8 protein-coding genes are annotated in these 13,271 nt (G+C 69.2%); all 8 read right to left on the bottom strand.

Features of this window, described 5'->3' with window-relative positions; all coding sequences use genetic code 11:
* Positions 1–1,160 precede the first annotated feature (1,160 nt).
* A complete protein-coding gene (locus H305_RS0113310; RefSeq protein ID WP_028800830.1) occupies positions 1,161–2,549 on the bottom strand; it encodes a DUF6177 family protein in 1,389 nt (462 codons plus the stop codon).
* Positions 2,546–6,541 (bottom strand): type VII secretion protein EccC, encoded by a 3,996-nt coding sequence (locus tag H305_RS0113305; RefSeq protein WP_028800829.1) that lies wholly within the window; start codon positions 6,539–6,541, stop codon positions 2,546–2,548. Before H305_RS0113305 ends, H305_RS0113310 begins: the two co-directional genes overlap by 4 nt.
* Positions 6,542–6,584: 43 nt before the next feature.
* Positions 6,585–7,430, bottom strand: coding sequence for a type VII secretion protein (locus tag H305_RS0113300; protein ID WP_420708057.1), 846 nt, complete (start codon positions 7,428–7,430; stop codon positions 6,585–6,587).
* 438 nt (positions 7,431–7,868) lie between these two features.
* Entirely contained in the window at positions 7,869–9,200 is a 1,332-nt protein-coding gene (gene eccD, locus H305_RS0113295; RefSeq protein ID WP_234020773.1) for a type VII secretion integral membrane protein EccD, read from the bottom strand.
* A 64-nt stretch (positions 9,201–9,264) separates the two neighbouring features.
* Positions 9,265–9,558 carry a hypothetical protein gene (locus H305_RS54710; protein WP_078629028.1) on the bottom strand — a complete coding sequence of 98 codons (294 nt, stop codon included), beginning with the start codon at positions 9,556–9,558 and terminating at the stop codon, positions 9,265–9,267.
* Positions 9,559–9,795: 237 nt separating this feature from the next.
* Positions 9,796–10,440: a hypothetical protein gene (locus tag H305_RS0113285; protein ID WP_199791392.1), complete on the bottom strand. Its 645-nt coding sequence runs from the start codon at positions 10,438–10,440 to the stop codon at positions 9,796–9,798.
* A 9-nt stretch (positions 10,441–10,449) separates the two neighbouring features.
* Entirely contained in the window at positions 10,450–12,858 is a 2,409-nt protein-coding gene (locus tag H305_RS0113280; RefSeq protein WP_028800824.1) for a hypothetical protein, read from the bottom strand.
* A complete protein-coding gene (locus H305_RS45685; protein WP_063611329.1) occupies positions 12,843–13,244 on the bottom strand; it encodes a DUF6507 family protein in 402 nt (133 codons plus the stop codon). The genes H305_RS0113280 and H305_RS45685 overlap by 16 nt, the downstream gene beginning before the upstream one ends.
* Positions 13,245–13,271 lie beyond the last annotated feature (27 nt).

Genomic DNA, 13,271 nt, shown 5'->3' with positions numbered 1-13,271 from the left:
GCGTGTCCGAGGCCGCGACAGCGAGCGCGAGTCGGAATGCTCGTCCCTTTACGCGTCCGTGCGACACCGCGTTCGCCGCCAACTCGGCGATGCGTCGCGGACTCGCTGACCGTACGGCTGGGCGGCCAGCCCCACTCGCTGAGCTGCTGCACGGCAAGCAATCGGGCGAGGCGGGCACCACGAGACGCGGCGCTGAGGAGCTGAGTAAACCGCTGGGTGGAGATTTCTGACTTCATGTCACTGAGCGTTGCCGCCGCGCTCCACCCTGCCCAGGGAATGCTACGGAGGGTGTGTGTACCTGTACGGACGGTGTCCTGTACGGGATGTCGGCCGTGACCTGGTGGGGCGCGCGGGATTGCGGGGCGGTGGCAGATGACGGTGACGGAGTCACAGGAGACGTACGACGAGGGCGACCAGACCAGCGACCTGAACCGGGCAATTCGCAGTAGCCCCGCACTTGCTTGACCCGGTTGAGCATGGGGACGCCGGCCGGCACGGCGTCGGGCCGTTTGCTGGTGAGAGGCAGGCTGTAGTCGACGAGAACCTCGACGTTGTCGAGTCCGGCCTCGATGAGGGCGTTGGCGAGCGCGGGCAGGCTGCGTTCCCAGGACCGTATCTCTGCCGGTGCGGCCCTCCGGCCGTGCTGGTGACGGAAGTTCTCGGTCAGATGCAGTGCCAGCGACCCTTCGAGGATGCGGGCGGCCACGAACGCCGCGGCGGAACAGCAAGAAAACGGCCCCAGGCAGCACGAAGAAGACTCGTGCGGGTGGGGGCATGTCCTCCGGTGTCCGCCGGGCAGGTGGATCAGGAAGCCCGTCGGGCCGCTGAGATGGTGCTCGCCATCCTAGATCAGCGTGTGGATCACGAGGAGGGGATTGGGCGGGTTCGGCCCGGCCGGGCGGTGCGGTGGCGTGGCGGTTGGTGGCGCGCGGGTTTCGGGTGGGACTTGTGGATGGGGGGCCGTCAAATGTTGTTTCGGCCGGGGGCGTTCGCTTCGCCGCCGGCCCGTGCGCCCAGCGCGCCTGACGACCGGCTTCCTCGGGTTCGCCCCGCGCCTGCAGGTCGCGGTTGGCTCCCTCGGCCGCCTCGGCGGGCTTCAGCGAGCTGCCGGTGCCTCCGTTGCTCCGCTTCGAGGCGGCGATCCGCATGACCTTCTTACCTCACGCTTGCTTGAGATGTTGAGCAAGTCGCCGGAGAGTCGTCCAGGCATGGTCGGCACCGGCGCCGTCGCCGAGTGGGTAGTGGAGTGCGGGCTGGGCGGCGGGCCCGAGTTGAGTCGGCCGGAGGTCGAGGGGTGGGCGTCGGGCGTGGGTGAGGCCGATGTCGCGTACGTCTTTGGGGCCCAGGGTGAAGGAGTGGGGGATGGGCGGGGCTTCCAGGTGGGGAGGGGTGGTGAGGTCGCGGCGAGCCTGGCGGAGTGACGTGAGCATGGTGGTCAGGTGGTGGTCGGTGACGAGTGCCTCGGCGAGAGGCTTGATCGCGTCCAGTGGTGCGGTCTCGTCCTTGCTGTAGCCGAGGGTGAGGTGGACGTCCTCCTCCACGCCCGTGGTCGTGCGGGTCACGCGCAGAGTGGCGAAGGACGGGCGGTCGGGGTGCCCGATCGCGATCAGCTGGGTGGGCCCCGGGACCCGGCTGCGTGCGAGGTCCGTCAACTGGCGTGGGCGCCAAGGGAGGTTGACCGGTTCTGCGGTGCCCCAGCCGGCGGGGGCGGTGCCGGTCAGGGACTGCCAGGCCGCTTCCAATGCGCGGCCGAGCATAAGCTGTTCGTCGGCGGGGTGCAGGGTGCGGAACGCGATGATGAGCTGGCGTTCGCTGGACGGTGTGACGCTGGTGAAGGCATCTGCCACGGTGGCCCTGCCGTCCCCCGTGAGGTCGGGCGTGAACGTACCGTCCTGCCAGCGCAGTGCGGCACCGGAGAGGCCGTCGTAGTAGCCACAGGCCGGGTCCTGGACGACCCATCGGTTGGGGACCTGGGCCAGTGTGGTGCGGGCGGGGCAGCTCAGTCGTACGTGGGGTGGTGTGACGATCTGCAGAGCGCGGCCGGCTGCGGAAGTGGTACGGAGGACTTCCGAGAGCCAGGAGGTCAGGGCGACCACGGGGCGGTCGATGAGGACGACCGCGGTGCTGTCGGTCAGTACGTCTACGGCGGGTTGGTCGGCGCCGGATGCCGCAACGGCGTCGGTGTCGACGACCTCGGTGGTGGCCGTGGCCGACGGCCAAGTAGTGCCGCCCAGCAGTGCGTTGAGACGTCCGCAGACTGATCCGGCGAGGCGTGCCGCCTCGGGGACCGCCGTCGACGCGCGGGCCTCGGTCCACCAGAACGGTACGGGCACGTCGATGCCGAGGAGCCGTCGGGCCTCGCCCGGCACTTGGACGAGTACCGGTGCCTCGACGGACACGAGGGGGCGGCCTCCGTGACCGCATAGCTGGATGACCGCGCCGTCTGCCGTCGCCGAGACGTCGAGGCCGGGACCGCCCGCGTACAGCCCGGCCAGCAGGGCCCAGGTATCGGGCATCTTCGGGGTGAGAGCGATGACGTCCTTGGTCACGAGCGCGGGACTTCCTCGGTCTCTTCGGTGGCGAGGGCGGTCTGGATGAGCTGGTGGTGGCGTCCGCGGCGGACGAGGGTGCCGCGGCCGGGCGGTTGTGCGGAGGCGTATAGGCCGGGAAAGAGCTGGCCCTCGGTGCGGTCGCCGGTCATGACGAGGGCGGTGGTGCCGGTTTCGCGCACGGTGGTCAGCAGCGGTTCGTACAGCGCCCGGGAGGAGCCGGCGACGCGGCGGGCGATGACGAAGTGCAGGCCGACGTCCTGGGCAGAGGAGATGTACGGCAGGAAGGGCGCCAGAGGCTGCTGCCCGGCGGTGGTGAGGATGTCGTAGTCGTCGACCAGGATCACGATCCGCGGTCCGGTGAAGGCGGGTTCGGTGGTGAGCGCATCGGGATCGGCCGTCTCCGGCAGGCGCTTTTCCAGTTCGGTGCCGATGCCGGTGGCCAGTGCGGCGGCGAGTTTGGCGTTGTGGGCATAGCCGCCGCGATACGGCTCCGGGATCACTCCGCGCAGGCCGCGGCGCGGGTCGAAGACACCGAAGACCAGTTCCTCGTCGGAGTAGCGCGCGACGAGCTGATCGGTAATGAGCTTGAGCAGGTTGGTCTTGCCGCATTCGTTGTCGCCGAGGATCAACAGGTGCTGGTCGGCCCCGAAGAGATCGATGAGGGCGGGGGCGAGGGCGTCCTGGTCGACGCCGATGGGGATCTTCTTCGGCTCGGACATCAGGGACGGCAGCCGATCTGCGGGCAGTCGGGTCGGCAATACCCGGATGGGAGCGGCAAGTTCGCCGTGCCAGGTGGCGCGGATGCTGCGTGCGGCCTCCTCCAGTGCCGGGCCGAGGCCGCCGCTCGACGGTTGCGCGTCGATGCGGGGCAGGGCGACGTGGGCGAAGAGCTTGGCGTCGGTCAGGACCCTGCCCGGGGTGTCGGAAGAGAGCGTCTCGGACAGCTTGCGGTCGACGGAGGAGTCGGCCGGGTCGTTGAGGCGCAGTTCGACGCGGGCTCCGAACATGGACTGGGTGGCGATGCGGACGTCGTTCCAGCGCAGCATGCCGGCGACGATGTGGATGCCGTAGCCGCCGCCGCGCTTGAGGAGGCCGGTCACGGTGTCGTCGAGTTCGGCGAACTCGTCGCGCAGTGCGCCGAATCCGTCAATGAGCAGTACGACGTCGGTGGAGCCGAGTTCGGGCAGCCGACCCGTACCGCGCAGGTGGCGCAGCTGGTCGACGGAGTCGATGCCGTGGGCGCGAAAGAGCTCCTCGCGTTCGGCGAGCATGCCGCGGACCTCAGCGACGGTGCGTGCGGCGCGTTCGTGGTCGGCACGCCCGGCGATGCCGCCGACATGCGGCAACCCGGCTAGCGCGGACAGCCCGCCGCCGACCAGGTCCAGGCCGTATACCGCGACGTCGTACGGGGTGTGGGTCGTGGCCAGTGACAGGGCCAGGGTGCGCAGCAACGTCGTCTTGCCCGACTGCGGGCCGCCGATGACGGCGACGTGGCCGCCGGCGACGGTCAGGTCCAGCATCCACTGGCCCTGCCACTGCCGGGCAGGATCGTCGAGCACGCCCAGCGGTACGCGCATGGCACCTGCCTGCCTGACGGCGAGTTGCAGCCCGCGCTCACTCACCTGGACCGGCCCGGCGGCCGCGTCCAGTGTGACGGCGTCCGGTAGCGGTGGCAGCCAGATTCTGCGCACGGGAGCTGCGGCTGCAGCCAGTTGGTCGACCATCACGGACATCACGGTCGGGCCGGTCTCGCGTGTGGTGGCGGCGGGTTTCTCCGAGGCCTCCGCCCGGGGCACGGCTAGGGTGTTGAAGGTGGGGTACGGCCAGGCGAGCGGCGCGTCGTCCTGCTGCTCGCGCAGCGCGGGTCCGCGGTAGGCGCCGGAGACGTAGCCCGCCTTGAAGCGCTTGTACGTGGAGGTGTCGACCTTCAGATAGCCGAAGCCGGGCAGCGGTGGCAGGTGGAAGGCGTCGGTGGTGTCCAGCACGGTGCGCGACTCGTCCGCGGAGAAGGTCCGCAATCCCAGCCGGTACGACAGGTAGGTGTCCAGGCCCTTGAGTTTGCCGCCCTCGATGCGCTGGCTGGACAGCAGCAGGTGCACGCCGATGGAGCGGCCGATGCGGCCGATGGAGAGGAACAGGTCGATGAAGTCCGGTTTGGCGGTGAGCAGTTCCCCGAACTCGTCGATGACGACAAACAGGTGCGGCAGAGGTTCCAGGTCGGGCCGTTGGGCGCGCAGGGCCGCGTAGTGGCCGATGTCGGCGATGTTGCCGGCGTCCTTGAGTACCTGCTGGCGGCGCTTGACCTCGCCGGCGAGGCTGGTGTGGACGCGCTCGACGAGTCCGGCCTGGTTCTCCAGGTTCGTGATCACCCCGGCCACGTGCGGGAGTTCGGTGAAGGGGGCGAAGGTGGCGCCGCCCTTGTAGTCGACCAGGACCAGGGACAGGTCCTCGGGAGAGTGGGTGGCGGTCAGCGCGAGGACGAGGGTGCGCAGCAGCTCGCTCTTGCCGGAACCGGTCGCGCCCACGCACAGCCCGTGCGGGCCCATGCCGAGCTCGGATGACTCCTTCAGGTCCAGCAGTACAGGCTCATGGCGGTCCGTCAACCCGATCGGCACGCGCAGGAAGTCCCGCTCGCCGCGGGGCGCCCACATCCGGGGCACGTCCAGCGCCGCCGGGTCCTCGATGCCGAGCAGCCCCGTGAAATCCACCGGTCCGGAGACGGGGGTGCCCTCGGCCGCGGACTCCGCCGACAGCCGCAAGGGGGCCAGCAGCCGCGCCAGGCCCTCGGCGCCCGCAGCGCTGACCGGGTCCGATGTGCCCTGCGTCACCGCCGAGGGCTCCCGCAGGTCCTCTACAGCGATCCGGTCGCAGGCGACGGTGATGCGGACACTCACCTGGTCGGGCTCGTGCACCTGCTGCTCCAACAGGTGAAGCACCGTGGCCCCCATCTCCTGCAGATCGACGGCCGTGTCGGGCCTGGGTAGTTCGGTGGCCGTCTCCCCGTACTCGTCGCTGACGACCAGGAGCCGGCTGGTCATCCGAAGAGCGTTCCGGTCCGACAGCCCCCGGCGCACCTCCGCCGCGTACGAGGCCCGCTGCCCCAGCTCGTGGCGGCACAGTTGGGCCAACTGCACAAGGCTCGGCGCGATCCGGCGGGCGGCGACCGGGCCGTCGTGCTCTTGCGGGTCGAGGACGTGGGGCAGCCACTTGGCCCACGCCCAGTCGGCCAACCGCTCGCCGGGTATACCGAGCGCGACGACGACATCGTCCGGGGCGTGGGCGACCGCGGTTTGGATCAGCAGCGCCCGAGCGACCCGCAGCACACCCTCCCGGTCCCCGACGATGCTGACGTTGCCCGCCCGGTCCAGCGGCACCGTCAACGGGCAGTCACTGGCTACCGAGTACCGCGCCAGAAGCGCACGGGCCTCGTTGAGCATGAACGGGTCCGGCGGGGTCAGCACCCCGCCGGTGCTGTTCTGGCCGACGGCCAGCTCCTGTACCGGCACATCCCCGGTGCCCACCCGCACCCGCAGAAAGTCCGCGTCCTCGCGGCGCCGCTCCCACAGCCGCGCCGGATCGCGCACCAGGTCGTACAGCGCCTCCGGTGGCGGATTGAGCACCCGCGCCTCCATTCGCCGCTCCCGCTCGCCCGCGCCGAACTCCTCACGCAGTTCTTCCAGGTACTCCAGATACCGCTCGCGCTGGATACGCCGAGCGCGTTGGGCCTTGCCGCGCTGGGACAGGAACAGGGCCACTGCCCCGAGCAGCGCGAAGACCAGCACGATCGCGCCGAGCGCGGCGAACTGGCTGTTGCGAATGATGGTCATCATGATGACCGAGCCCATGACGCCGGCCATGGGCAGCAGCGCGGTCGCCGCGTTTCCCGCTTTGCCCTCGGGCAGGTTGGGCGGCGCCTCGATCGTGCGCGGCTGGGCCGGCTCGAGGGGGTGGGTCGAGCGCGCGGGCCGGTGGATCTGGTGCTGGGTCACGACCGGGCCCTTTCTCGTACGGGTCCTGCGGCGTGGTTCATGGTCATCGCACCCTCGTCGCGCGCTGCATTACCTCGGCGGCAAGCCTGACGGTGGCGTCCCGCGTGCTCTGGCCGAGCAGGTCGGCGCGTATGGGACCGCCTCCGGCCAGGTGACGGTCGTAGGGGAGGGATATGACGGTGACTCCGGTCTCTCGCAGATGCGCGGTGGCCGCCTTCACGTCCAGAACCATGTCGGGAGAGCCGGCGGTGAGCGCGACCACCGTGGAAGCGAGGGCGGAGTGCGGAAGCTGGGCCAGCCAGTCCAGGACCTGGCGGGTGCCGCCCACGCCCTCCGCGGTCAACGGCGCGACCACCACCCGCGCGTGGGCGGTGTCCATCGCGGTACGCGCCACCTCGCCCGGCAGGGTCTCGCAGTCCACCACCGTCACCGCGAAATACCGCCGCAGCGCCAGTGTCACCGTGCGGTACGTCCGCACGTCCAACGGGGCGCCGACCCGGCCCTGGCCGGCGGGCAGCAGCCAGCCACCATCGGTCACAGGCACCAAGTAGCCGGTGACGTCGGTCAGTTGCATCGACGGATTCAGTATCCGTGCCAGGTCAGCGCATGCCCAGCGCACGGAGTCCGCGCCCATCCGCACCGGCAGGGTGCCCAGCGCGGCGTCGGCCTCCAGCGTGAGCACCGGGTCGTGCCGGTAGTGGTTGAAGGTCCGGCCCAGCAGCGCGGAGACGGTGGACTTGCCCACACCGCCGCGGATCGACGTCACCGCGATCACCCGCCCGGTGGTGACCGGCTGCTGCAACTCCCGTGCGATTCGTGTCTGTTCGGCCACTTCCTGGGCGGCCGACGCGGTGAGCTTGCGCAGCGAGCGTCCGGTGCGCCGGGCCACGGAGTCCCCGTGCTGTGGGCGACCCAGGGCACGGGCGAGGCGAGGGTCGACCGTGGGAACGGATTCCGGGGTGGGCACGGGGATGCGGGGGTCGCGGGGCTGCCGCGGTGCGGGTTGGGACGCGGGCGCCGATTTCGGGGGCTGCACGTAGTGGTGCACACGTGGGTCACCAGGGTGAGCCGGGAGGTTCGGGCGCGGTTCGGCGGCTTCGGCTGTTGGACCGAGACGCGGATCGGCCTGCGATGCGGCGGCTTCCTGCATCAGGCCGACACCCGGGGCCGGGCCGGCCTGCGATTCGGGGTGCACCAGGCGCAGCGGCGGGGTGGGCTCGGACGACTGAGCAGGGGTAACGGTCTGCCGGGCTCCGGCATCGGGTTGCCCCAACTGCCGTAGCACATCGCGCTGCCAGTCCCCTCCCTGCGCCATGCCACCCTCCCCCTAAGCGAAAGTGTCGAGCAGTCGCCCATACACGCCGAACACCCCGAGAAGGAGCGGGAACAGCGCGATCACGCCCAGCGATTCGAGTGCGTCACCGGCACGCCGCAGCCGCACGCGTACATGCTCGGCCGGCTGCACCGCCAGCACCACCAACGGCACCATCGCGAGCGCGACGAGCACGGTCAGCGGGCCCGCCGCGCCGGACCGCTCCAACCACACCGACAGCAGCCGCACGGTCAGGGTGGCCGCGGCAGCCAGCAGCACCACGACCTCCGCGACCAGCGGGAAGGCGCGCGCCCGCAGGGTGAGCACCACAGTCGTGACGGCGGCGAGCAGCACGGTCCACACCGACGACGACCTCAGCGCGAGTACACCCGCCACCGCCGTCGAAACGGCCGTCGTGATCGTGGCGAGCGCCAGGCCGCGATGCGTGGCTGTGAGGGCCGCCGATACCTGATATCTGCTGACAGACAGGCCGCCCGAGCGACGGTCGTCGAGGCCGGACAGCCCCGACGCCATCAGCGCCAGCCGCGGCAGCACACCGAGCACGATCACCGACCCGACCGCGAGCAGTGTCCCCGCACGTGCCTGGGCCGTCACCGTCCCCGCACCCGCCTGCAGCGCCACGGCGGCCTCCCAGCCGATCCCCACAGCGCTCACGGCAGCGGCCCCGACCAGCCCACCGCGCCCCAGAGACGTGAACCAGCCGAGCAGGACGAGCGTCATCACGGCGGCCACGGTCACACCCGCCAGCCGCATCGCACCCGACCAGGCATGGGCGTCGGCCAGGGTCCACACGCCCAGTACGCCGAGCACTCCGGCGGTGGCGATCAACGTGGCGGCCAGGGCCCGCCGCTTCGCCCGCCCGAGAAGAGCCCCACCGAGAGCCGATACAGCGGCGACGGCCAGCAGCGCTCCGGCGACGGCCGTGTGCGCGTACGCGCTCCGGCCGAAGAATCCACCGACGGTCGCCCAACCGACGGTCGCGAGCCCCGCCACGAGCCGCCGCGCGGCAGGCCGCCACCGCCAGGCGCGTACGTCAAGATCCTCGGCAACCTCATCGGTGACGTCGTGCACCACCGGCGCCGACGGTGCGTCCTCGGCCCGCACCAACCGCAGCACCGCACCGTCCGGCACTCCGGCCGACTCCAACGTGCTGTCGTGCGCGAGCGCGGAACCGTCCGCGGTGACGAGATGCCGCAGCTCGGGCCGTCCCGCCACACGGTCGTCGAGCAACCGCATGACCTCCGGCAGCAGCAGACCGATGGGTTCCCGGGACGGCAGTACGAGGTCGACCCGCCGCCGTTCACCGACCAAAGTGACCCGACTCAACGCCGTACGCCCACTCGTCGCCGCACGACTCACGGCCCCCGCAGATATCACGCGTTCGAACCTATCATCGAAAAGAAGAGGTCACGGAGGGTGATGTGGGCTGCGAGGAAAACCTCGGCGACGGTTGCACAGAACGCCCATAGGGGCTCTTCCCGATGATGCGGTGTGACACGAACGACCACCCCACGCAGCCCGCACACAACACCGCGGCGATCACCACCCCGGCGAACACCTTCCCCACCCGCTCATCCACCGACCGCCGCTGCCGCTGCGCCCCGAACAACAAGGCATCCCGAAGCCGCCGGCGCCGTACGGACACCGACTCCAGCAATTGGCTGTCGTAATCCTGGGCTGTCACGTCTCGAACTCACCGAGCCAGCTGCGCTTCAGCAGGTACAGGGGCAGGCACTCCGACTCGACCTTCTTGCGGAGGCCGGGAAACGTTCGTGACCACTGACTTTCTCCTCTAGTGGATCTCTCGCCGATATCGCCACCCTTGAGGGGCCCGGGCGAGTTGAATGGCCAACGTCCGACTAGGCCAGGTTGCCCTTTTCTGGCGGGCTTCCGCCTCTTGGCACCCCACCTGCCTGCCAGGTCAGAGCCTGTCGGTGACGTCGGGGCCGGAGCCGTCATCGAGTGCGTCGGGCGTTCCGATACCGAGCTCCGTGGCAAAGCCGAAGTAAGTGACCTCCCCCGGCTCGCCCTTCACGCCGAGCGATGAATTGAGATCCTGTAGAGCCGCCGCGAGCCGCGGAGCATTGTGTTGATGCACATCGGGGTGTGGTCGGCCTGCGAAGTCGAACCAGCCCCAGACGTCGTGATGGACGGCAAGTTCGGCAGAGAGGCCCACGGGGGCGGGGGAGACGGACAGATCAACCAGCCGAGGTTCGCGGTGGGTTTTTCCTTGGGAGTCGATCCAGGTCCCCGTTCCCACGACGTGAATGTCATCGACTTCGGCGTCCGGGAAGCCCGAAGGCCGACTGCGGAGAACTCGTTCCGGGAGACGAGGGTCCCCCAATGGAACCGTCAACGCCAAGCTGGTCGTGATGTCGATGCCTCCGGAGTCGAGCACATACCAGTCATATTCCAGCCTGTGCGGCGTCAGAAGCTCATGCTTTCCGAGGACGTCTGCCATTCTCGCCGCCATGGCCAGTGCGGATTCCAGGCCAGGAGCAGCTACTTCGTCAAGATCCCAGAACCATGAACCGCATTCGCGCGGAGCGCGCATCAGAGTCGACATGGAGATTCCTTACGGGAAAACGGGGCCGTTGGGCGGGACAGTTACGGATCCGTCATTGAAGCGCAGGTAGAACGTGGCCCCTGCTCTCCTGGCCTGAAACTCGGCTTCCTTGAACATCTTAGCGTTGAGGTCCGTGATCGATTGATGCACATCCAGGATGGCGATCTTCCCATCGGCCGTACCGGGTTTGAGCTGCCCGGCAGCCTTCTTGGCCGCGCTCTTGATTCCCTCGATGTTGTCGACGTCCTTGAGCTGGTAGCCGTAATGCGGTGTGCCGTCGGCGTGGAGCGTGGTGACATCCAGATCGAGGCCGGTCACATCGTCCTTGAGCTCGAACGCGAGATCGGAAAAACCACGGCTCTGCAGCTCCGTTGCATGCTTCAACGCCATGTATGCGGCAGGGACCATGCTCTTGTTGGACTTACTGGCGCCCTGCTTGCACATCTTGAGGATCTCGTCGTAGTTCTTCACACCGCTGAGATGCCCACGAGAGATCAGGTCCGCGACATCGGCGCCGAACGGCTCCTTGCTCAGAGTGCGGATCACGCGAGCCTGGTCCTGGGGGGCCATCTTTGCTCGGCTGAGCTCCTCGATGAGTCCTGCTTCCTGCTCGGGACGCATCGGCTCTGAGGGCGAACCCGCAGTCTCCGGGCCCCTGCTGTACCGCTCCGGAGCAATCTCGTCGACGGGGCTGTGCGGAGTACCGCCCGGCTCTGTGTGTCCGTCATGCGGTGGGGGCTGACCGCCGCCGCCCATCGGTCCGTCGTGGCCGGCACCTGTGGGGCTGTGGTCGTGCCCGCCTGAGGGGCTGTCACTGTGGCTACCGGTCGGACCGTCACCGTGTGAGGAAGTGGCGCCGCGTGGCGAGTCGGCAGGCGATTGGCGACTGGCGGACGGACTGCGTCCCGAGTCGTGAGCGCCGCCGCCTGCCATGTGGCTGCCCGATTCGCCGGGAAGCCTGGTCGTCCTGCCGGGCACGGCGTCTCCAGCCCGCCCGACGGCCCCGGTGGCATCGTCACCGGCATGCGCGCCCACCAGGGCAGGATCGCGGTGGGCAAGGTTCTGTTCCAGCATGGTGCGGTCGGCGGCAGATAGTTCGACGTGGGCTTCCGGCTTGGTGCCGTCGGCTTTGATGACGGAGCCGTCGTCGAGGTTGAGGCGGGTGCCGTCGGGCCATTCGATGTGGTTGCCGACCACGTCGGGGGCGTCGTCAGCGATCTCGAGGACGCTGCCGTCGGGCTGCACCTTGCCCGCGCCGCCGAGGATGTCCGTGTACGTGCCGGCGCGGACGTTCCTGAGGCTGCTGAACAGGTCGGCGACCTTGACCGTGCCGAACTTGGTGGCTTTGCCGATGTATGTGATCGGGTCGACGAGTTTGCCTGCCTTGCCGAGGACGGCAACCGTGCGGGCCGCGGCGCCGCCCTTGGCGGCAGCCCCGGCACCGCCGGAGAATACCGTGGTCAGCACGTTGAAGGTGACCGCGCCCGCGGCACGCGAGGGGTTCTTGCCCCACTGGTCGTAAGCCACCAGCGCCTTGCCGGTGTCGACCACAGCCTGGCGGGATTCGCGTAGGTAGGAGGGGAGTTTGTCGTCGGGGACCAGCCAGTAGGCGTACCCGAGCGGGGTGGCGGAGATGAGGGCGCCGGTGGCCAGCTTGCCCAGTCCGTCCCAGGCCTGCCCCATGGCGTCCAGGCCGTCGAATCCGACGAGGGTGCCCAGGCCCTTGATGGTGCCCCACACGCCGTCGATGACGAAGCCCTTGCCGAACTCGGTGAGCTCGTGACCGAGCCAGTCCAGGCCGTGGCGCTCCTTCTCGACCGTCTTGCCCCAGGGCAGCTTCTCGGACTGATCGAGGACGTCCGCGGTGAAGCCGTACAGCGATGTGCCCCGGTTCAGCCACCGCTTGGCGGCACCGTCCTCAATGATGAGTGTGGTGCCGTGGACCAGAGCGGTGATCTTGTTGTGACAGGTGATCTCCGCCTGCCAGAACGCCGCCGTGGCGGCGTTGACGTCATGCACCAGATCGTTGTTGAGCTGGACGTTGTCGTCGTCCTCGCGCCAGTGGTCGTCCCCCGCGATGTCGTTGCGGAACGTTTGGGCCCGCTCCTTGAGGCTTTTGAGTTTGCTCACCAGCGGGCGAATCTCGTCCTCGTAGGCGCTCAACGCGGCGCCCACTTTCTCCAAGTCATCTGCGAAGGCATCGGACTTGGTGGCAACGGGGGCGGTGGTGGCGAACAACTGGTCCGCCTCCGGAGCCGCGTAGAACGCCGACAACCCCTGGAAGGTGGAATGCACATCCGCCCCCGAGGCTCGGAACACGCCGGCCTCCGCCCCCAGCACCACCGCGTCCAGGCCTAATTGCTCCAGATCCCCGGTGAACTGGGGAATCCCCTCCGGGTCTATCAGTTGCGGGCCCATTTTGCGCCCTGCTTCCCACCCGCGCCGGGCAGGTCGATCTTGGGCTCCTTGAGCGCCTCCTGCTGGGCCTTCGCGGCCATCTCCAGGTCGCCCTTGATGTACTCATTGGTGGCGGTGGCCGCCCCGTTGATCGAGTTCGACGTCCGCTTCGCCACGTACATCAGATCCTTCTGGTACGCGTTGAAGAACTCACCCAGCGCCGCTGCCACCGGCCCCTGCGTACCGCTCTTCTCCACGCCGCCCTGCTCGATGGTCCCCGCCGACTTGGCGGCACTCGGCACCGTCGTCTCCAGCGCCTTGCCGACGTTCGACAGTCCCTCGGCCGCCGTGGCGGTGTTGGTGAGCACGCCCTGCACGCCCGAGGGAGATATATCCCAAGCAGTCACCAAAAGTCCCCGTATCCCCGTAGGCCC

The sequence above is a fragment of the Streptomyces sp. 142MFCol3.1 genome, from assembly GCF_000424945.1.
Lineage (GTDB): Bacteria > Actinomycetota > Actinomycetes > Streptomycetales > Streptomycetaceae > Streptomyces > Streptomyces siamensis.
The sequence above is the reverse complement of the archived record's forward strand: the minus strand, read 5'-3'. Positions and strand labels throughout refer to the sequence as shown.

What these genes read in the sequence shown, in the direction of transcription:
- H305_RS0113285 (WP_199791392.1), bottom strand. Translation starts at nt 10,440, where the DNA reads ATGTCGACTCTGATGCGCGCTCCGCGCGAATGCGGTTCATGGTTCTGG.
- H305_RS0113280 (WP_028800824.1), bottom strand. Translation starts at nt 12,858, where the DNA reads ATGGGCCCGCAACTGATAGACCCGGAGGGGATTCCCCAGTTCACCGGG.